This is a genomic window from Stappia sp. ICDLI1TA098 (assembly GCF_054880955.1).
The window spans coordinates 1,376,124-1,396,539 of sequence record NZ_JBTZBT010000001.1; the positions used below are offsets into that span (position 1 = coordinate 1,376,124).

16 protein-coding genes are annotated in these 20,416 nt (G+C 66.6%); 10 read left to right on the plus strand and 6 right to left on the minus strand.

Annotated features, from left to right (window positions below):
- Positions 1–19: 19 nt before the first annotated feature.
- The 9 genes from ACSLUQ_RS06200 to lpxB all read left to right on the plus strand — a co-directional run bounded on the left by ACSLUQ_RS06200 (position 20) and on the right by lpxB (position 10,403).
- The gene (locus tag ACSLUQ_RS06200; protein WP_461807986.1) at positions 20–832 is read left to right on the plus strand and encodes a phosphatidate cytidylyltransferase; all 813 of its coding nucleotides are present in this window, start codon (positions 20–22) and stop codon (positions 830–832) included.
- A gap of 3 nt (positions 833–835) precedes the next feature.
- The gene (dxr, locus tag ACSLUQ_RS06205; RefSeq protein WP_461807987.1) at positions 836–2,056 is read left to right on the plus strand and encodes a 1-deoxy-D-xylulose-5-phosphate reductoisomerase; all 1,221 of its coding nucleotides are present in this window, start codon (positions 836–838) and stop codon (positions 2,054–2,056) included.
- A gap of 68 nt (positions 2,057–2,124) precedes the next feature.
- Positions 2,125–3,261, plus strand: coding sequence for an RIP metalloprotease RseP (gene rseP, locus ACSLUQ_RS06210; RefSeq protein ID WP_417773219.1), 1,137 nt, complete (start codon positions 2,125–2,127; stop codon positions 3,259–3,261).
- A 253-nt stretch (positions 3,262–3,514) separates the two neighbouring features.
- Positions 3,515–5,881 (plus strand): outer membrane protein assembly factor BamA, encoded by a 2,367-nt coding sequence (gene bamA / locus ACSLUQ_RS06215; protein ID WP_461807988.1) that lies wholly within the window; start codon positions 3,515–3,517, stop codon positions 5,879–5,881.
- A gap of 70 nt (positions 5,882–5,951) precedes the next feature.
- Entirely contained in the window at positions 5,952–7,007 is a 1,056-nt protein-coding gene (gene lpxD, locus ACSLUQ_RS06220; RefSeq protein ID WP_461807989.1) for a UDP-3-O-(3-hydroxymyristoyl)glucosamine N-acyltransferase, read from the plus strand.
- 30 nt (positions 7,008–7,037) lie between these two features.
- Positions 7,038–7,502 carry a 3-hydroxyacyl-ACP dehydratase FabZ gene (gene fabZ / locus ACSLUQ_RS06225; protein ID WP_417773222.1) on the plus strand — a complete coding sequence of 155 codons (465 nt, stop codon included), beginning with the start codon at positions 7,038–7,040 and terminating at the stop codon, positions 7,500–7,502.
- Between the two features lie 10 nt (positions 7,503–7,512).
- Positions 7,513–8,313: an acyl-ACP--UDP-N-acetylglucosamine O-acyltransferase gene (lpxA, locus tag ACSLUQ_RS06230; RefSeq protein ID WP_417773223.1), complete on the plus strand. Its 801-nt coding sequence runs from the start codon at positions 7,513–7,515 to the stop codon at positions 8,311–8,313.
- A 3-nt stretch (positions 8,314–8,316) separates the two neighbouring features.
- Entirely contained in the window at positions 8,317–9,213 is an 897-nt protein-coding gene (locus ACSLUQ_RS06235; protein ID WP_461807990.1) for an LpxI family protein, read from the plus strand.
- A complete protein-coding gene (gene lpxB, locus ACSLUQ_RS06240; RefSeq protein WP_417773225.1) occupies positions 9,210–10,403 on the plus strand; it encodes a lipid-A-disaccharide synthase in 1,194 nt (397 codons plus the stop codon). Before ACSLUQ_RS06235 ends, lpxB begins: the two co-directional genes overlap by 4 nt.
- Before the next feature lie 31 nt (positions 10,404–10,434).
- On the opposite strand, the gene ACSLUQ_RS06245 is transcribed toward lpxB, so the two are convergent.
- The 3 genes from ACSLUQ_RS06245 to gltX all read right to left on the minus strand — a co-directional run bounded on the left by ACSLUQ_RS06245 (position 10,435) and on the right by gltX (position 14,663).
- A complete protein-coding gene (locus tag ACSLUQ_RS06245; RefSeq protein ID WP_461807991.1) occupies positions 10,435–11,559 on the minus strand; it encodes a hypothetical protein in 1,125 nt (374 codons plus the stop codon).
- A 120-nt stretch (positions 11,560–11,679) separates the two neighbouring features.
- Positions 11,680–12,972: a citrate synthase gene (gltA, locus tag ACSLUQ_RS06250; protein ID WP_417773227.1), complete on the minus strand. Its 1,293-nt coding sequence runs from the start codon at positions 12,970–12,972 to the stop codon at positions 11,680–11,682.
- A 260-nt stretch (positions 12,973–13,232) separates the two neighbouring features.
- On the minus strand, positions 13,233–14,663 hold the full coding sequence (gene gltX, locus ACSLUQ_RS06255; protein WP_417773228.1) for a glutamate--tRNA ligase: 1,431 nt from the start codon (positions 14,661–14,663) through the stop codon (positions 13,233–13,235).
- A 554-nt stretch (positions 14,664–15,217) separates the two neighbouring features.
- Here gltX and ACSLUQ_RS06260 point away from each other — a divergent pair.
- On the plus strand, positions 15,218–17,857 hold the full coding sequence (locus tag ACSLUQ_RS06260; RefSeq protein ID WP_461807992.1) for a ComEC/Rec2 family competence protein: 2,640 nt from the start codon (positions 15,218–15,220) through the stop codon (positions 17,855–17,857).
- Here ACSLUQ_RS06260 and lexA read toward each other — a convergent pair.
- The 3 genes from lexA to moaC form a co-directional block, all read right to left on the minus strand.
- Complete coding sequence (gene lexA / locus ACSLUQ_RS06265; protein WP_417773230.1) at positions 17,851–18,561, minus strand: transcriptional repressor LexA; 711 nt, start codon at positions 18,559–18,561, stop codon at positions 17,851–17,853. The genes ACSLUQ_RS06260 and lexA overlap by 7 nt on opposite strands.
- A gap of 117 nt (positions 18,562–18,678) precedes the next feature.
- Positions 18,679–19,896, minus strand: coding sequence for a molybdopterin molybdotransferase MoeA (locus ACSLUQ_RS06270; RefSeq protein WP_461807993.1), 1,218 nt, complete (start codon positions 19,894–19,896; stop codon positions 18,679–18,681).
- The gene (gene moaC / locus ACSLUQ_RS06275) at positions 19,893–20,408 is read right to left on the minus strand and encodes a cyclic pyranopterin monophosphate synthase MoaC (RefSeq protein ID WP_417773232.1); all 516 of its coding nucleotides are present in this window, start codon (positions 20,406–20,408) and stop codon (positions 19,893–19,895) included. Before moaC ends, ACSLUQ_RS06270 begins: the two co-directional genes overlap by 4 nt.
- Positions 20,409–20,416 lie beyond the last annotated feature (8 nt).

The following is a 20,416-nucleotide window of genomic DNA, read 5'->3' on the forward strand; positions in this document are numbered from 1 at the left end:
TGGGGCGAGCGAGCTTGCCTTGCGGACTCTTTCGGCAGCGCTCCTTGTTCCTGCCGCGCTCGCGCTGATCTACTTCGGCGGCATCGCCTTTGCGCTGATGTCGGCGCTGCTGGCGACGGTTCTCCTGCGCGAATGGAGCGTGATCGTCGGGGCAGGGGGAGACCTCGTCGCTGCCGCCGTGGCCCATGTCGGCGTGCTGGCGGTTCTGCTGCTGACGTATCTCGGTGATGCGCAGACGGCCTTCGGCATTCTTTTTGTCGTGGCGCTCGGTCTCTATCTGTCGGGTCTGGCGCGCAGCCATGCGCCGAACCGCTGGCTTGCCTGCGGGACCCTCTACGCGGGAGCGACGGGCATCGTCCTGATTCTGCTGCGACAGGGATCGGAAGGGGCGCTGTTGATCCTGTTCCTCTTCCTCGTGGTCTGGGTGACGGACATTGTCGCCTATTTCGTTGGCCGCAAGGTCGGCGGACCGAAGCTGTGGCGGCGGGTCTCACCCAAGAAGACCTGGAGTGGCGCGCTCGGAGGCCTTGGCGGCGCGCTTGTCGTCGGCGCGGTGACGTCTGGTTTCTCCGCGCTTGCCCCCGCGTTCGCCTGGATCCTGGCCGCTGGCGTGCTCTCGATTTACGCGCAGATCGGCGACCTTGCCGAATCGGCCCTGAAGCGCCGTTTCGGCGTGAAGGATTCAGGGACGATCATTCCTGGCCATGGTGGCGTGATGGACCGGATCGACGGTGTCGTCGGGGCCGCCGTTCTTGGCTACCTGACGGCGCTTGCGATTGGCGGCCAGCTTGCCGATCCGGCCGCCGCGTTCCTGAACACACAAGGACTGTGACCCTTGCGAAACGAGCAGCAACGACCCGACGGCGACGCTGACCGGGCGGGTGCGCCGCTTCGGCTTTCGGTTTTCGGCGCGACCGGGTCGATCGGCACGAGCACGCTCGACCTGGTCGCCCGCAATCCGGGCCGTTTCGAGATCGACACGCTGACGGCCAACTCCAGCGCCGCCGCGCTGGCCGAGGCGGCGCAGCGCGTTGGCGCGCGCCACGCGGTGGTTGCCGATCCGGCGGCTTACGCGGATCTTGCCGAGGCGCTTTCCGGAACGGGGATCACGGCCGCGGCCGGTGAGGCGGCCATCGTCGAGGCGGCGATGCGACCTGTCGACATGATGGTGGCGGCGATTGTCGGTGCGGCCGGACTGCGGCCGACGCTGGCGGCCGCGGGGCAGGGCACCACCATTGCCCTGGCCAACAAGGAATGCCTCGTCTGCGGCGGCGATCTGTTCATGGCGGCTGCGCGGACAGGCGGGGCGACGCTGCTGCCGGTCGATTCGGAACACAGCGCCATCTTCCAGGTTTTCGAGCGGCAGAACTTCGATCAGATCGAGAAGCTGACGCTCACCGCCTCCGGCGGACCGTTCCGCACCCGCTCTCTGGCCGAGATGGCGCTTGTGACGCCGGAAGCGGCGCTGCGGCATCCCAACTGGAGCATGGGCGCGCGCATCTCCATCGACAGCGCGACGATGATGAACAAGGGCTTCGAGATCATCGAGGCTCATCATCTCTTCGCGCTCGCCGACGAGCGGCTCGACGTGCTTGTCCATCCGCAGTCGGTGATCCATGGCATGGTGCACTACCGTGACGGTTCGGTGCTGGCCCAGCTCGGCGCGCCGGACATGCGAGCGCCGATCTCTCATTGCCTTGCCTGGCCGCGCCGGATGGAGACCCCGTGCGAACGCCTTGATCTCGCCGCATTGGGATCGCTCACCTTCGAGGCGCCGGATCTCGCGCGGTTTCCCGCGCTTGGACTGGCGCGAGCCGCCATGGCCAGGGGCACCGCGGCGACGGCCGCGCTCAACGCTGCCGACGAGGTGCTGGTGGCGGCGTTCCTGGCGCGGCGCATCGGATTTCTCGACATCTCCGCCCTCGCGGAGCGCGTTCTCGACCGGCTCTCGGGGCAAGGTGCGCTGCAGGCTCCGGCGAGCGTCGAGGACGTGCTGGCCATCGACGCCCGGGCGCGACGGGTCGCCGGCGAATTGGGCGCAGCCAAGGGCCCCTGAGAAGATCTCGCCGGACCAACGGCTTGTTAACGTCACGGTCGCACACTGGGGCCGCATTTGGAGACGACATGGAACTGATCGGATCGCTCTTCGGGTCGGCTGCGGGCTATCTCCTGCCGTTCCTCTTTGTCCTGACGATCGTGGTGTTTTTCCACGAGCTCGGTCATTTTCTCGTCGCGCGCTGGTGCGGGGTGCGGGTCAACGCATTCTCCGTCGGCTTCGGGCCGGAGCTTATCGGCCGCAACGACCGGCATGGCACCCGCTGGAAGCTCTGCGCGATCCCGCTCGGCGGCTATGTGAAATTCGCCGGTGACGAGAACGAGGCGAGCACGCCCGATCGCGCCGCGCTTGACGCCATGTCGCCAGATGAGCGCGCCGGAGCGTTCCAGACCAAGTCCGTGGCGCGCCGCGCGGCCATCGTCGCCGCCGGCCCGGTCGCCAACTTTATCCTTTCGATTGTCATCTTCGCGGCCCTGTTCGGCACGCTGGGGCGCTCTGATATCAGCGCCCGCGTCGATGCGGTGAAGCCGGAAAGCGCCGCCGAGGCGGCTGGCATCCTGCCGGGCGACCTGATCGTCGCCGTGGACGGGCAGAAGATCGAGACCTTCTCCGACCTGCAGCGCATCATCAGCTTCCATGCAGGCCAGCCGCTGTCGATGGAGGTCGAACGTGGCGCGAGCGCCGTGACGCTGACGGTGACGCCGAAGCTTGAGGAAATCACCGACCGCTTCGGCAACGTGCAGAGTGTCGGGCTGCTTGGCGTCAGCCGCAGCGCCAGCGCCGAAGATGTGGTCACCAAGCGCTTCGGCCCGGTCGAGGCGCTCGGCGAGGGCGTGCGCGAGACCTGGTTCGTCGTGGCGCGGACCGCGGGCTATCTGTCGCGCGTCGTGACCGGACGGGAATCGGCCGACCAGCTTGGCGGTCCGATCCGTGTCGCGCAGATTTCGGGTCAGGTTGCGACCCTTGGGTTCGCAGCGCTGCTCAACCTGACGGCGGTTCTGTCGGTCAGCATCGGCCTTTTGAACCTGCTTCCGATCCCGATGCTTGACGGTGGTCACCTGCTGTTTTACGCGGCAGAGGCCCTGCGGGGACGGCCGCTCAGCGAGCGGGCGCAGGAGTACGGGTTCCGCATCGGCATTGCCATCGTCCTGTTCCTCATGGTGTTTGCCACCTGGAACGACATGATGCGTCTGACGTCGTTGTAAGCGGCGCGCTCCTTCCCGCCTTCGGATCCGGCGGGAAGAGGTGGTTTGAGCCTGGATCCGGCAGTGGCGCGCTTCTGGCAAGCGTGTCGCTGTTGCAACGATCCGGCGCGAAACCGCGTCGGTCTCGCCTGGGCGGTTGCGTCTCCGGCAAAAGCCTGTAAAACGACTGACGGATATAAAGAATCTGGACCGTATCAGCCGTGTTTGCGGCGCTTTCCCGGTCCCGAGGGAAAAACGAAAGCGAAGCGTTTTTATGCAGCGTATGCACAAACTGACCAAAACGCTCCTGGTATCCGCTCTGATGGGCGGGGTGGCGCCGTTGCTTCCGGCATCGCTTCCGGCGATCGGTGTCTCGCAGGCCGAGGCCGCCGTTGCGAGCCGTATCGCGGTGCAGGGAAACACCCGCATCGAGGCTGCGACCGTCGAGGGATACCTGACCATTCGTCCCGGCCGGCCCTACGGCCCCGCCGATGTCGACGAATCGCTCAAGACCCTCTTCGCGACCGGCCTCTTCGAGGATGTGAAGATCTCCCAGCAAGGCGGCACGCTTGTCGTCTCGGTGGTCGAGAATCCGATGGTCAACAAGATCTCCTTCGAGGGCAACAAGCGCCTTAACGACAAGACGCTTGAGGGTGTTGTGCGCACCCAGGAGCGTTCGATGCTGACCCGTGCCAAGGTTCAGTCCGACGTTCAGAACATTCTCGAGGCCTACCGTCGCTCCGGCCGCTATCGCGCGTCCGTCGAGCCGAAGATCATTTCCCGGTCGAACAACCGTGTGGATCTGGTCTTTGAGGTGAACGAAGGCGATCGCACGGGCATCGAGCGTATCACCTTCATCGGCAACACGAATTTCTCCGATGGTCGTCTGCGGGACGTGATCCGCACGCGCCAGAGCGGTCTGCTCAGCTTCCTGCGCACGACCGACAATTTCGATCCGGATCGTCTCGATGCGGATCAGGAGATGCTGCGCCAGTTCTACTACCGTCATGGCTATGCCGACTTCCGCATCGTCTCGGCCGTTGCCGATCTCGATCGCGAGGAGAACGTCTTCTACGTGACGTTCACCGTGGAAGAGGGCGACCAGTACGACTTCGGCGAGATCGGTCTCGAGACCTCGCTGGCGGATGTCGATCCGGAAGAGCTGCGTCGCAAGCTGCGCACGCAGCAGGGCGACACCTATTCCTCGCTCGATGTCGAGAAGTCGCTCGAGGCGTTGACGCTCGACGTGTCGCGCCAGGGCTACGCCTTCGCGCAGATCCGTCCGCGTGCCGAGCGTGACTACGAGAACCATACGATTTCGCTGACCTACTACATCGAGGAAGGTCCGCGCGTTTACGTCGAGCGTATCAACGTGCGTGGCAACGACCGCACCCGCGAGTACGTTGTCCGTCGTGAGTTCGACCTCGCCGAGGGCGATGCGTTCAACCGCGTGCTGGTCGACAAGGCAGAGCGTCGCCTCAAGGATCTCCAGTTCTTCAAGAACGTGCGGATCACGACCGAGCGCGGCAGTGCGCCGGACAAGATCGTCATCAACGTCGATGTCGAGGAGCAGCCCACGGGTGAAGTCGGCTTCGGTGTCGGCTATTCCACCTCGGACGGCGTCATCGGCGATGTGACCATCCAGGAAAAGAACTTCCTCGGTCGCGGCCAGTTCGTGCGCGCCCGCCTTGCTGGTGGTACTTCGACCCAGTCCTACGAGTTCGCCTTTACCGAGCCGTATTTCCTCGGTCGTCGCATGGCCCTGTCGCTCGATGTTTATCGTCGCGCCTATGACAAGAACGACTACCGCAACTACGACCTGACGACGACCGGTGGTTCCATCGGTCTCGGCCTGCCGCTGCGCGATGACGAGCTCCGTCTGAACCTGATCTACCGGATCTTCGACCAGGATCTGAAGCAGGACACCACCGCGCTTTCGAACGGTCTGCAGAGCTCGCTCGGTCACAACCTGACTTCTGCCATCGGCTACTCGCTGGTCTATGACACCCGCGACAGCCGCGTCGATCCGCGCGACGGTTTCTACGCGACCTTCGGTCAGGAATTTGCCGGTCTCGGTGGTAATTCCCGCTACATCTCGACGACTGTCGATGCGCGCGCCTACAAGGAAATCCTTCCCGAGTGGGGCGTTGTCGGTATCCTGCGCGGCGGCGGCGGTTATATCGCCGGCATCGGTCGCGATCTGCGTGCGTCCGACCAGTTCCAGCACAACGACAACTGGCTGCGCGGCTTCGAGCCCCAGGGCATCGGCCCGCGCGATGCCACGACCGGCGATGCGCTCGGTGGACGTTGGTATGTCCATGCCAACGCCGAGGCGGAGTTCCCGATCTTCGGTCTGCCGCGCGAGCTTGGCCTCAGCGGCGCTGTCTTCACCGATTTCGGCGCGGTGTGGGACACGGATCCGGCGATCCTTGCCTGTGTGCAGGTTAAGGACGGTTGCGGTGGTAGCCAGAACGCCGGTTCGGTGCAGTCCAACGACTTCAAGCCGCGTGTTGCGGCGGGCTTCGGCATCAAGTGGGCCTCGCCCTTTGGCCCGCTGCGCGCCGATTTCGCCTGGCCCATCATCAAGCAGACCGGCGACCGCACGCAGTTCTTCCGGATCGGCGGCGGCACCCGCTTCTAAGGCGATTGCCCGGGGATGACATGAACACCGGCCGCCGTAACCCGGCGGCCGGCTTTATTATGGGACAACCATGAGCGATCCGGTATTCCTTGCGCCTTTCGAGCCCGTCTCGGTTCGCCAGCTGGCCGATTGGGTGGGAGGAGATCTCCCGCGCGGTGGCGACGAGACGATGATTTCGACCGTCGGTCCGCTCGAGGATTCCGCACCCGGCCAGCTCGTTTTCTTTGACAACACCAAGTACCTGCCGATGCTCGCGGAAACGCGTGCGGCCGCCTGCCTCATCGGCAAGCGCCATGCGGACAAGGTTCCCGAGGGGGTCGTCGCCATTGTGGTCGGCGAACCCTACCGAGCCTGGGGCATCGTGCTCAGCAAGCTCTATCCCGCCGCGTTGCGTCCTCCCGTCTTCGAGGGCACTGAGGGCGTTTCGCCGCTGGCGCGCATCGACCCGTCGGCGCGGCTTGAGGAGGGCGTCGTCGTCGAAGCCGGAGCGGTGATCGGCGCGGACGTGGAAATCGGGTCCGGCTCGCATGTCCAGGCGAACGCGATCATCGCGCGCGGCGTGCGCATCGGCCGCGACTGCACGGTCGGCGCAAATGCGGTGCTGCAATACGCGCTTCTCGGCGACCGGGTGATCCTGCATCCCGGCGTCTGCATCGGCCAGGACGGCTTCGGTTTCGCCATGGGCGCAGCCGGCCACCTGAAGGTGCCCCAGATCGGCCGTGTCATCATCCAGAACGACGTCGAGATCGGCGCCAACACCACCGTTGACCGAGGCGCGAACCGCGACACGATCATCGGCGAGGGCACCAAGATCGACAACCAGGTGCAGATCGGCCACAACGTGGTGATTGGCCGGCACTGCGTGATCGTCGCGCAGGTCGGCATTTCCGGCAGTGCCACGCTACAGGACTATGTTGCCATCGGCGGTCAGTCGGGCGTGCGCGGTCACGTCACCATCGGCATGGGCGCGCAGATCGCCGCCGTCAGCGTGGTGGAAGGCGATGTGCCGGCCGGCGCGCGCTATGGCGGTGTGCCCGCGAAACCGGTAAAAGTCTGGTTCCGTGAGGTCATGACCTTGAGCAAGCTTGCGGAGCGGGGTCTGAATGACCGCTCGAACAAGAAATAACAATGAAGAACAGGATTTGAGGACGTCGAGATGAGCGAGGGTAAGACGAGCACGCTGGACAGCGCCGACATCATGCGGATCATGGAGCTGTTGCCGCATCGGTATCCGTTCCTGATGGTCGACCGTATCATCGAGATGGATGGCGACGCGTCCGGCATTGGCATCAAGAACGTGACGGCCAACGAGCCGCACTTCATGGGTCATTTTCCCGGACAGCCGGTGATGCCGGGTGTGCTCCTGATCGAGGGCATGGCGCAGACCGCCGGTGCGCTCTGTGTCAATTCGCGCGGCGACACCGGGTCTCCCAAGCTCGTTTATTTCATGACCATCGACAGGGCGAAGTTCCGCAAGCCGGTTCAGCCTGGCGATCGGGTCGAGTATCACATGAAGAAGATTCGCAACCGGACCAACATCTGGAAGTTCGACGGCGTCGCTCTGGTCGATGGCGTCAAGGTTGCGGAAGCGGAAATCAGCGCGATGCTGGTGGACGGTTGAGGCGGTGGTAATGTCCGGGAATGTGCATCCGAGCGCGGTTGTCGAAGACGGAGCCAGGCTCGGCGAGGGTGTCAAGATCGGCCCGCTCTGCCATGTGGGGCCTGAGGTTGTCCTTGGCGATGGGGTCGAGCTGAAGTCGCATGTGGTTGTCGCTGGTCGCACGACGGTCGGCGCTCGCACGACGGTGTTTCCTTTTGCCTCGATCGGTCACCACGCCCAGGACCTCAAGTTCAAGGGTGAGGAGGCGCGCCTTGTCATCGGCACCGATTGCATCATCCGCGAAGGCGTGACGATGAACGCGGGCACCGAGGGCGGCGGGCTGGAAACCGTGGTCGGCAACCGCTGCGCCTTTCTTGCAAATTCCCATGTCGGGCACGATTCGCGTCTCGGCGATGGCGTGATCCTGTCCAACAACGTGATGATCGCCGGCCATGTCACGGTCGGGAACAACGTCATCATGGGTGGCGGCGCTGCTGTGATCCAGTTCACCCGCGTTGGCGACAATGCCTTTGTCGGCGGTCTCGCCGGCCTTGAGAACGATCTCATTCCCTTCGGCATGGTCATGGGCAACAGGGCCCGGCTCAACGGCCTTAACCTCGTCGGCCTGAAGCGTCACGGCTTTGCCCGTGAGGAGATCCACGCGCTGCGCAGTGCCTACAAGGAGCTCTTCGAGAGCGAGGACGGCACGCTGCGTCATCGCGCGGAGGCCGTTGCCGCTGCACACGCGGATGGCTCCCTGGTGCGCCGGGTTACCGATTTCATCCTGGCGGAGTCCGACCGGCGTTTCTGCACGCCCGCACTGGACGGCTGAGCCGTGGCGGGCCGCGATGACGGTGCCTCCACCCGCATCGGAAGCGGGGCGGAGCCTGTCGCCGTCATTTGCGGCGGCGGGCGATTGCCAGGCGAGGTGATCGCCGCGGCGCGTGACGCCGGACGGCGCGTCGTCGTAATCGCCATCAAGGGCGAGGCCGATCCCTCCATAGATGCCTTCGCGCCGACCTGGCTCGGCTTCGGGCAGATCGGCAAGCTTTCAGATCTTCTCATGCGAGAGAATTGCCGCGATCTTGTGATGATTGGCGGCATTACCAAGCGTCCGGAGATGCGTGAGATCATCGGCGATCTCGGCACCATGCGCCGACTGCCGCGTATTATCGCGGCGCTGGCCGGCGGCGACGACAGTCTGCTCACAAAGGTCATACGGCTTTTCGAGGACGACGGGTTCCGCGTCATCGGGGCGCATCGGATCGCGCCGTCGCTGCTGGCGTTGCCCGGAGCGCTCGTCGGCGCCGCTCCCAGGGGCGATGTGGCCGCGGATCTGGCTCTTGCCGCGCAAGCGGTGGCGGAACTCGGTCGGCTCGATATCGGACAGGCGGCGGTCTCCGTCGGCCGGCGGGTGATCGCCGTCGAGGGGGCCGAAGGCACCGATGCCATGCTGGCGCGCTGCGCTGAGTTGCGCCGCATCCGCAGGGTGCGCGGGACGGGCGGAGTGCTGGTGAAATGCGCCAAGCCCGGGCAGGACCTGCGCGTCGACCTGCCGACGATCGGCCCCGACACGGTGGCGGGCTGCGTCGAGGCGGGGCTTTCCGGCATCGGCATCGAGGCGGGGCGCGTTCTCATCGCAGAGCGTGCACGCACGGAGGCAGCGGCGCGCGAGCACGGTCTTTTCCTCTTCGGTCTCGATACGGCCACTGCCACGGAGAACGCCTCATGACCCGGCAAGCGCCGCTGCGTGTCTATCTTGTGGTTGGGGAGGAGTCCGGCGACCAGCTCGCCGCGCCGCTGATGCGGGCGCTGCGGGCGCGTCTTTCCGGGGCGGTGGAGTTTCGCGGTGTCGCCGGCGAGCGGATGATGGGCGAGGGGATGGAGACGCTCTTTCCCATCGAGGATATTGCCGTGATGGGGATGACGGCGGTTCTGGCGCGTCTGCCGACCATTGTGCGTCGGGTCTATCAGACCGTCGATGACGTTGTTTCCTGGAACCCGGACGTGCTTGTCATCATCGACAGCCCTGACTTTACCCACAATGTGGCCAAGCGGGTTCGCCGCCGCGCGCCGCATGTACGCATCGTCGACTATGTGTCGCCTTCGGTGTGGGCATGGAGGCCCGGGCGGGCGCGCAAGATGGCGGCCTATGTGGATCGGCTGCTGGCGATCCTGCCCTTCGAACCTGCGGTGCACGCGCGCCTTGGCGGACCACCGACGGACTATGTCGGCCATTCGCTCATCGAGCACAGTGCGCGGCTGCGTCCCGCGGAGGGGGAGCGGAGCGCGCTGGAGCAGGGCGCCCGTCCTGTTTTGCTGGTGTTGCCCGGCAGCCGGGGAAGCGAGGTCTCGCGGTTGCTGGAGGAGTTCGGCAGGGCGGTCGAGATCCTGGCGCGCGAGCGGGCCGACCTGGAGGTCGTGCTGCCGGCGGTGCCCCGACAAAGGGCGCGCATCGAGGAGGCCGTCGCCACCTGGCCGGTGCAAGTCGAGATCGTTTCCGGGGAGGCGAACAAGCATGCTGCCTTCCGCCGCGCCCACGCCGCGCTTGCCGCTTCGGGCACGGTTTCATTGGAATTGGCGATCTCGGGGGTACCGATGATCGTGGCGTACAAGCTGGACTGGTTCTACCGTCGCATCAAGGACCTGAACCGCTTTCTGCCCATCGCCTCGGTCACCTCGATGGTGTTGCCGAACATCATTCTGGGTGAGTCCGTCGTGCCGGAGTTTCTCGACGACGAGGCCAACGGCGTGGCGCTGGCCGACGCCGTGCGCCCGCTTCTCTCCCCGGGCACTGCCCGCTCCCGCCAACTCGAGGCCTTCGCCCGACTGGACGAGGTGATGCGGCTGGAGGGGGGCGAAAGCCAGGCAGGCGCCGCCGCGCGCTTGGTTGCCGAGGTTGCAACAGCCGGCAAGGGATGAGCGAGCCGGCGCCTCCGGCCGTGCTCCTGATCTAGCTGGCGGGCGCGCACGTCAGCGCCCATGCCGTGGATTGCGAGATGTTGGACTGGTCTTCGGAATTGTACTCGCCCTCCGTGTACCGCAGGCGCATGTCCCCGAGCTCCAGAACGGTCCGGTCCTGGAACTGATTGCCGAAGGCCATGAACGTAAACATGGACACGATGTCGTCGGAGCGGGCGTAGTCGGCGCAGTTCTGCGGGCCGAGATCGTCGTGAAGCGAGCCGTCCTGATAGGTCAGCACCTTGCCGAAGCGCATGCAGGCGTTCTTACGATCGAAGTCGAAGGCGACCGTTGCCAGGCCGTCCTCCGTCGTCGTATCGCTCTCCTTGCCGCCGGTGAAGAGCGAGCCCGCGAAGAAATAGGTGCGTTTTCCCGTGCAGCGAAGTTTCGCCGTGCCGGAGTCGGCCATCGCGAAACCGGGACTGTCATCCGCAAACAGCCCTGAGGGAAACCCGGCAAGACTGCCCAGTCCACTGACAACCCGGCTCGGCAGAAGGCGCATGTCGGCTCTGGCGGCCCGCATGAGCAGGACGGGGCGGTCCCACATGCCGTAGGAGATGACCCTGCGCGTTTCCGGCAAGCTCCACCAGATGAAGGCGAGAACGGCTGCGGTTCCGGCAAGCCAGAAGCCTGTGCGTGCGCGGCGGCGTTTGCGCTCTTGCCCGGAGGACTGTGGGACCTCGCCACGCGGGGAAGAGCCTGAGGAGCCGCCACCCGCCGCCCCAGCGAGATCGGCAAAGGCCGGATGGACATAGTGGCTCGTCTGCGTGCTCGCGCTTTGGGGCGCCTCGGCCGCCGTGGTCGGTGCCGCGGGTTTCTCAGGCTCCCCGCGCGGCGGCTGCGCCGCGGCCTTTGGCTGTGAGGGGAGATCCGCCTCCGCCACGTCCAGCTTCAGCAGAGCCGTGCGTGTCTCGAGTGTCGTGCCGGTGAGCACCTGGCTTTTTAGGATGGTTGCGTCGAAGGGGGCCGCGAGCTGAAGCGCGCCTCGCGGGCCCTCCAGCCGCACGATCACATCGCCCCGCGCAACGCGACTGCCTGGGGCACGGGGAAACTCGACGACCCGCAAGGGATAGGCGCCAACGTCTGCCGGCGAGAATATGCTGATCTGGCGAGACATCTGTCGAACCTGATAGGAACAAGAGGCAGCACAAGATTAGCGACGATCTCCTCCTGATAAAGCAAAAAGGCCGCCCGAGGGGGCGGCCTTTCGCATTTTTGCGGGGTGCGTGAGCGCGCGTCAGCGACGCTGCGAAACCGGCAGGTAATCGCGCGGCGCAGCGCCCGTGTAGAGCTGGCGCGGGCGGCCGATCTTCTGCGACGGATCCTCGACCATTTCCTTCCACTGCGCGATCCAGCCGACGGTGCGGGCCAACGCGAACAGCACCGTGAACATGGTGGTCGGGAAGCCGAGCGCACGCAGGGTGATGCCGGAGTAGAAGTCGATGTTCGGGTAGAGCTTCTTCTCGATGAAGTACTCGTCGCTGAGAGCGATGCGCTCCAGTTCCATGGCAACGTCGAGGAGCGGATCGTCCCGCACGCCGAGCTCGGCCAGAACCTCGTGGGTGGTCTTCTGCATGATGCGGGCGCGCGGGTCGTAGTTCTTGTAGACCCGGTGACCGAAGCCCATCAGACGGAAGGGATCGTTCTTGTCCTTGGCGCGGGCAATGTACTCCGGAATGCGATCGACGGTGCCGATCTCGGAGAGCATGGTGAGCGCCGCCTCGTTGGCGCCGCCGTGTGCCGGGCCCCAGAGGCAGGCGATGCCGGCCGCGATGCAGGCGAAGGGATTGGCGCCGGAGGAACCCGCCAGACGCACCGTCGAGGTCGAGGCGTTCTGCTCGTGATCGGCATGGAGGATGAAGATCCGGTCCATGGCGCGGGCAAGCACCGGGTTGACCTTGTAGTCCTCGCAGGGAACCGCGAAGCACATGTTCAGGAAGTTCGACGCGTAATCGAGATCATTGCGCGGGTAAACGAAGGGCTGGCCGACGTGGTACTTGTAGGCCATGGCCGCGATCGTCGGCATCTTGGCGATCATGCGCAGGGAAGCGACCATGCGCTGGTGCGGATCGGAGATATCGGTCGAGTCGTGGTAGAAGGCTGACAGCGCGCCGACCGTGCCGACCATGACGGCCATCGGGTGAGCATCCCGGCGGAAGCCGGAGAAGAAGCGCGACATCTGCTCGTGGATCATCGTGTGATAGGTCACACGGTTTACGAAGTCGTCCTTCTGCGCCTTGGTCGGCAGCTCGCCGTACAGCAGAAGATAGCAGCTCTCGAGGAAGTCACCGTGTTCCGCAAGCTGCTCGATCGGGTAGCCGCGGTAAAGCAGCGTGCCGGCGTCGCCGTCGATATAGGTGATGGCGGATTCGCAGGAGGCGGTGGAGGTGAAGCCGGGATCGTAGGTAAAGCGGCCGGTCTGGCGGTAAAGGGCGGCGATGTCGATCACATCCGGACCGACAGAGCCCTCGCGCACGGCAAGGTCGTAAGACTCATCGCCGATGGTCAGCTTGGCATTCTTATCGCTCATATAGGCTACCCCCATTTTGAGACAGGAGCCGGCGGGTAATCAGGCCGGTCTCTCCGGAGAGGGGAGAGACGGACCGACCGCGCGGCAGGAGGAAAGGTCGGATGTTGCGTATCCCATTTGTCCGCTCCCCGCAAGCGCGGCGCCCTAGGGCGTTCGTCTCATGGTGAGCGAAGTGTCATGTTTTTCCGCAAGGGCAGGAGGTTCTGCCCCAGCGGAAAAACGGACGCAAGCCGCCGGTTTGCGGGGAGCGGACAAGATCGTCAGGCGTCGGCCTGGTCGCGAATGCGGTCGAGCGATTCCGTCCGGCCGAGCACTTCGAGAACGTCGAAGATCGGCGGAGACGTGGTGCGGCCGGTGAGCGCCGCACGCAGCGGCTGGGCGACCTTGCCGAGCTTCAGTTCTGCTTCCTCGGCATAAGCGCGCACGCAGGCCTCGGCGGTTTCCGCCGACCAGCTCTCCAGCGCCGAGAGGCGCTCGGCCAGAGCCGCGAGCACGCCGCGCGCGCCCTCCGCATCCAGAAGCTTCGTCGCCTTCTCGTCCACGGCGAGCGGGCGCTGGACCCAGAGATAATCGGCGCTCTGCGTGAGTTCGACCAGCGTCTTGGCGCGCTCCTTGAGCCCGGGCATGGAGGCCTCGAGCTTCGCCTCGTTGGCCGGTTCTTCCAGCCAGGCCAGCACCGGTGCGCCGTTTTCCCAATGCGGCAGGAAGGTCTTCAGATCGCCCATCAGCGCGTCGGCTTCGCTGGCGCGCATGTAGTGGCCGTTGAGGTTCTCCAGCTTCTGGAGGTCGAAGCGCGAGGGCGAGCGGCCGATGGCGTCGAGGTCGAACCACGAAATCATGTCATCGGTGGAGAAGATCTCATCGTCGCCATGGCTCCAGCCGAGCCTTGCCAGATAGTTGCGCATCGCCGCCGGCAGGAAGCCCATGGCCCGATAGGCCTCCGCGCCGAGCGCACCGTGGCGCTTGGAGAGCTTGGCGCCGTCAGCCCCGTGAATGAGCGGAATGTGCCCCATGACCGGGACCTCCCAGCCGAGAGCCTGGTAGATCAGCGTCTGGCGGGCGGCATTGGTCAGGTGGTCGTCGCCACGCACGATGTGGGTTACGCCCATGTCGTGGTCGTCGACCACCACGGCCAGCATGTAGGTGGGGGTGCCGTCGGAGCGCAGCAGCACGAGGTCGTCGAGATCCTTGTTCGGGAACACGACGCGGCCCTGCACCCGGTCCTCGATGACCGTCTCGCCTTCAAGCGGGGCCTTGAGACGGATCGCCGGGGCGACGCCTTCGGGCGCCTCGGAGGGGGCGCGGTCGCGCCAGCGGCCGTCGTAGCGCGGCGGCAGGCCCTTGGCGCGCTGCTCCTCGCGCATGGCGGCGAGGTCTTCCTGGGTGGCGTAGCAGCGATAGGCCTTGCCGGCGGCGATCAATTCCTCGGCGACCTCGCGATGGCGTGGCGCGCGGGCGAACTGCGAGATCGGCTCGCCGTCCCAGTCGAGGCCGAGCCAGGTCAGACCGTCGAGAATCGCGGCGATTGCTGCGTCCGTGGAGCGTTCCCTGTCGGTGTCCTCGATGCGCAGCAGCATCTTGCCGCCGAAGCGCTTGGCATAGAGCCAGTTGAAGAGCGCCGTGCGTGCTCCGCCGATATGCAGGAAGCCGGTGGGCGAGGGCGCGAAGCGGGTGACGACAGGAGCGGTCATGGAGAGCCTTGTTGTTCGTTGTGCGTCGGTCGTGGGTTGGCGGTCTCGGGTGCCGGGACGCCCGGTCGGCCAAGAGCCTGCGGTTCAGCCGGCCGGGAGCGGCCGTTGCCGGCGTTCGCATGCGGCCACCAGGGAAATACTCGTCTTGCGCGAAACGCGGTTGCGATGCACGCTCACACGTCCGTTGGCGGCGAGCCACCGTTTAGCATGGCCTCTTGTCACCGCCAAAGCCGGAAATCGCAGTCCGGAGGCGCGTTTTCCGGCATGGCGCCTTCCCGGCGGACAGGAGACCGCAAGCGCGGGGGGCGCTTGCCGGAGGGATCTCGGCGATGGCGAAGGGGGAGGAGCGGGACGACGGGGCGGACAAGGGCCCCGCGCGCACTCGTTCGTTCCCGTTTCGTTCAGATTCGCGGTCGCTCTCTCGGGATGATCCGCGCGGGAATTCTGGCAGGAAGGGCCGCGCTCACGCCGGCGATCTTGTCGACGCGTTGGACAATGATCATGCGCGCCAGGGATCGCGCGACGAAGCGGGGCAGGGGGCGCTCAGGCGGTTCATGCTTCGACGACGGAGCCGGTTCTCGGGCGCTGGATACGGCGACGCGAGGTGGCAGGGGCTTGGCGACGCGGTTGTCGAGGCGCTGGCCGCCGGGCGCGGGCTCCCCTGGGCGAGCCTTGCCTTCATTTTCGGCATTGCCGGCTATTTCGCGCTTCCAGCCGAGCCGTCCGCCGGCTTTCTGATTGCCGTTTCGGGCGGGCTCGGCGTTCTCGTCTTGCGGGGGCGGCGCAGGGGCGAGGCCGCACTGCTGCTCTTGCTGGGCGCTCTGGTCGTCTCCGGGCTTGCAACCGGGGCGCTGCGCACGGTGCTGGTGGCCGCACCGGTGCTCGAGCGGGCGCGAACGGTGACGCTTGAGGGCTTTGTCGCCACGGTGGAGGAGACCGAAAGCGGTGTCCGTCTCGAGGTCGCGGTCGTCGCGGCCAAGGGACTTCGGGCGGATGTCATGCCGGAACGTGTGCGGGTCACGGTGCGCTCGCGTCTCGATGCGCCCTTGCGCGTCGCGGATGGCGTGCGGGTGCGTGCCCGGCTGATGCCGCCGCCCGGGGCGGTGATGCCGGGAAGCTATGACTATTCCTTCCGCGCCTTTTTCGACGGGATCGGGGCGACCGGCTTCGCATTCGGCGCTCCGCAGCGGGTTGATCTTGGAACCGCCCCGCTGCTCCTGCGCCTCAAGGCGGGGCTCGGGGCGTTGCGCATGACGATCGCCGGCCGCGTCCAGGCGGCACTCGGGGAGACGGTCGCAGGCGCGCTGGCCGTCGCGCTCATCGTCGGCGACCGAACGGCCATTCCGCCAGATGTCACCGAGGTACTGCGGACGGCGGGCCTGGCCCACATCCTGGCGATCTCCGGCCTTCACATGGCGCTCTTTTCGGGGGCGGTGTTTTTCGTCGCACGCGCTGGTCTGGCGCTTTCGCGCAAGCTCGCGGACGAACAGCCCATAGACATCTGGGCGTCGGGCGCGGCACTGGCGGCGGCGACCTTCTATCTGCTCGTCTCGGGAACCTCGGTCGCCACCCAACGCGCCTTCGCGATGACCGTTCTGGTGTTGATGGGCAGGCTGGTCGGCCGACGGGCGCTCACCTTGCGCAATGCCGCGCTTGCAGCGCTCGTGATCCTTGTGGCGACGCCGGAAGCGCTGCTCGATCCGGGGCTCCAGATGTCGTTTGCCGCGGTCGTCGCGTTGATCGCCGCCTATGAGGAACTGCTGGCCCGCCGGAGCCCGGCGCGGCGCGAGCCCGACGGTGGCGGCGCGGGCGTTACGGCGGTGGCGGTGAGCGGCTTGCGCGTCTCCACCCGCTGGCTCGGTGCGATCCTGCTGACCTCGCTGATCGCCGGCACCGCGACAGGCGCCATCGGCGCCTATCATTTCCACCGGGTCGCGCCGCTCGGTCCTCTCGTCAATCTCCTGGCGATGCCGGTGGTGACGCTCGTCGTCATGCCTTTCGCGGTGCTGTCTCTGGCGCTGATGCCGCTGGGGCTCGAATTGCTGCCGCTTGCCGCGATGGGGGCCGGACTCGATCTCGTCGTCGCCATGTCGCGATGGGCGGCAGAGCGGACGCCGGGGGACGGCATCGTTGGCGCGCCGTCGCTCATCGCCACGCTGCTGGTGGTGACGACGGGCGCGCTCCTTTGCCTGGCCCCGCGTGGCACACGCAAGCTTGCCGGGGTTCCACTGGCGCTGGCGATCTGGCTGCAGTCGGTCGATCGGCATCCGGACATGCTGATTGCGGAGAACGGTCGCCATGTCGCGCTGCGCGATCCGGCGGGGCGGCTGATGGTGACGGCACGGCCGACAGGCTTTGCCGGCGAAATGTGGCTGCGCGCCGACGGGGTGGGGCCGAAGTCCTTTGCCGAACGCCACCTGACGCGCGGGCGCATGAATTGCGATGCTCTCGGGTGCGTGGCAACCGCCCATGCGGCAACGTCCGGCTCGCCGCTTGTCGTGGCGCTGACGCGCGCGCCGGAGGGGCTTGCCGAGGATTGCGAGCGCGCCGACATTCTCGTCACGCCGCTGCAGGCGCCGACCGATTGCGCGGCGCGCTGGATCTTCGACGGCCCGCGCCTTGCGCGTGACGGCGCCACGGCGCTCTATTTTGACGTCGACGAGACCGCAGCGGAACCTGGTCGCGAAGAGGCCGCCACCCTGTCGGTCGGCACTGAGGAACCTGCGAGGCCGGCCCGGCAGGGCAGTGCGGCCGAACCGGGGCAGCGGAGCATCGGCCCGCCGGCCCGCGTCGGTGTTTCGCTCGGGAATGCCAGCGATGACGACCTGGACGAAAAGCCTCCAGGGCCGGCCGCCAGCCTCGCTGCGATCTCCGTCGAGAAGAGGGCAGGTCGCCCTCGCGCGCGGCAAGGAGAAGGCGGACAGACAGAGGGAGAGCAGGCAGAGCAACTGGGGGGAAAGCAGACCGGGGGGAGGCGGATAGAGGAGAGTGAGGCGCAAGATACGCGGCAGCGGCAGGTGCGGGCAGATGCAACTGCAACGCCGATGCGCGCGATGCAAGCGACAGGCGTGCCCTCCGCCTCCTTGTCTGGATCGGGGGCAAAGGGGCAAGGTCACCCGGCGTTGCGGGTGACGGCAGTGCCTTCCTATCGCTGGCGCCGTCCGTGGACGCCATCGGTTCCTGTCGCTCAGTAGCGACGGAAGAGCGAGACGAGCTTGCCCTGAACCTTCACCCGGCCGGGACCGAAGATGCGCGTTTCATAGGCAGGGTTCGCCGCCTCCAGCGCGATCGACGCGCCTTTCTTGCGCAACCGCTTCAGCGTCGCTTCCTCGTCGTCGACAAGGGCCACGACGATGTCACCGCTGTCGGCACTGTCGGAACGGCGGATCACCACCGTGTCGCCGTCGAGAATGCCGGCCTCGATCATCGAATCGCCGCGCACCTCGAGTGCGTAATGCTCGCCGTTTCCGAGAAGGTCGGCCGGCATGGAGATCGTGTGGCTGTGGGTCTGGATCGCCTCGATCGGCACGCCGGCGGCAATTCGCCCCATCACGGGAATGGAAATATTCTCCGATTCGGTGACAGGCGCGGGCGGGGCGGTCTCGCGCGGCCGGCCGAGCGAGCCTTCGATGACGGAAGGCGAAAACCCCTGACTGCGCGGCGCGGCCAGACCGGGGGAAACGGATTCGGGCAACTTGATGATTTCGAGCGCGCGCGCGCGGTTCGGCAGCCGGCGAATGAAGCCGCGCTCCTCCAGCGCGGTGATCAGGCGATGAATGCCGGACTTCGAGCGAAGGTCGAGCGCATCCTTCATCTCGTCGAAGGAGGGCGGCACGCCGGCTTCCTTGAGCCTCTCATGGATGAAGAGAAGCAATTCGTGCTGCTTGCGCGTCAACATTCTGCGGCATCCCCCATCGGCGCTCCGCGCGCCGGCGACTCATGTTCCCGGACAAATCATGAACATAGTCTAGCCGTTCCCGGCTTGTTCCACAACCGCCGTTTCGCGGCGAGGTCGTCAGCGGCGGTCGAGGCGGAGGACGGGGACGCGGGTTTCAGCGGCGAGCGCGGCGCCGTGGGGCGGGCGGACCACCAGCGCCTCGGCCAGTGCGAACGTGGCGAGCATCGAGGAATCCTGTCGCGGGAAGGGGAGAACCCGCTCGATCCCATCCTCGCCGATGACAAGGCTGGCGCGCAGGTAGTCCTCGCGCCGGTCGTTTTCGCCGACCGCCGCCGCCAGCGGCAGCATTTCCGCGCCGCGCTTGCCGGCTTCCGGCAGCCCCGAGAGCGCGTCGATCAACGGACGCAGGAAGAGCAGGGCGCAGACGAGGCTGGAGACCGGATTGCCAGGCAGCCCCAGCACGCGCATGTCACCGATGGCACCAGCCATCAGCGGCTTGCCGGGGCGCATGGCGATACGCCAGAAGGCGAGCTCCATTCCCGCAAGCCCGAGGGCATCCTGCACGAGATCGTGGTCGCCGACCGACGCGCCGCCCAACGTCACGAGAATGTCGGCACGGGCCGACCGTGCCGCCTGGATGCGCTCGGCCAGCGCGTGCTGCGTGTCGCGGGCGATGCCGAGGCGGATGGCCTCGCCGCCGCAATCCTCGACGAAGGCGGCAAGGCCGGTGTCGTTGGAAGCGATGATCTGGTCGTCAGCCGGGTTGCCGCCGGGCTCGACCAGTTCGTCGCCGGTCGCCAGGATCGCCACGCGCGGCCGGCGACGCACCGCGAGATGAGCGTGGTTCATCGCCGCGGCGAGCGCCAGGTCGCGAAAGCCGAGCCTGGTTCCGGCGCAAAGCAGCACATCTCCCTCGGCAAAGTCGAGGCCGGCGGCGCGCACGTAACGCCCTTCGGGCTCGCTCTCCAACGCGGTCACAATGTCGCCGTCGCGCGTCGCATTCTCCTGAATGAGGATCGTATCGGAGCCCTCGGGCAGCGGCGCACCGGTGAAGATGCGCACGGTCTCTCCCGGACCCACCCGTCCGGCGAAGGCATGGCCGGCGGGGGCCTCGCCGATTAGTCGCAGGGTCGCCGGCGTCGCGGCGATGTCGGCGGCGCGCACGGCGTAGCCGTCCATGGCGGAGGCGGCGAAGGGCGGCTGCGTGCGGCGGGCGGCGAGATCGGCGGCAAGGACGCGGCCGTTCGCCTCGGCGAGCGCGACGGTTTCCACCGCCAGCGGCTCGACGCCGCCGACAAGCCGTGCAAGCGCCTCCTCGACGGAAATCAGGCTCATGGCGTGTCGGGCTCCAGGTCGTCGCCGTCGAGCACCCAGTCGCCGGACTTGCCGCCCGACTTGGCGGTGACGCGAATGTCGCCGATGACCATGCCCCGGTCGACGGCCTTGGCCATGTCGTAGATCGTCAGGCAGGCGATGCTGGCCGCCGTCAGCGCCTCCATCTCGACGCCCGTCTGACCGGCGAGACGCACCGTGGCGCTGACCCTGAGGCCTGGCAGCGCGTCGTCCGGCTCGATGTCGACGGAGACCCGGGACAGGGCGAGGGGATGGCAGAGCGGCACGAGTTCATGGGTGCGCTTGGCGGCCATGATGCCGGCGATGCGCGCGGTGCCCAGAACGTCGCCCTTCCTGGCGTTGCCGGAGCGGATCATCTCCAGCGTCTCGGGCTTCATGCGCACATGCCCCCTGGCCGTCGCCTCCCGCGTGGTCACGGCCTTGCCGGACACATCGACCATGTTGGCCGCGCCGCTGTCGTCGAGATGGGTGAGCTTGGGGGTGTCGGCAGTCATGTGCTCAT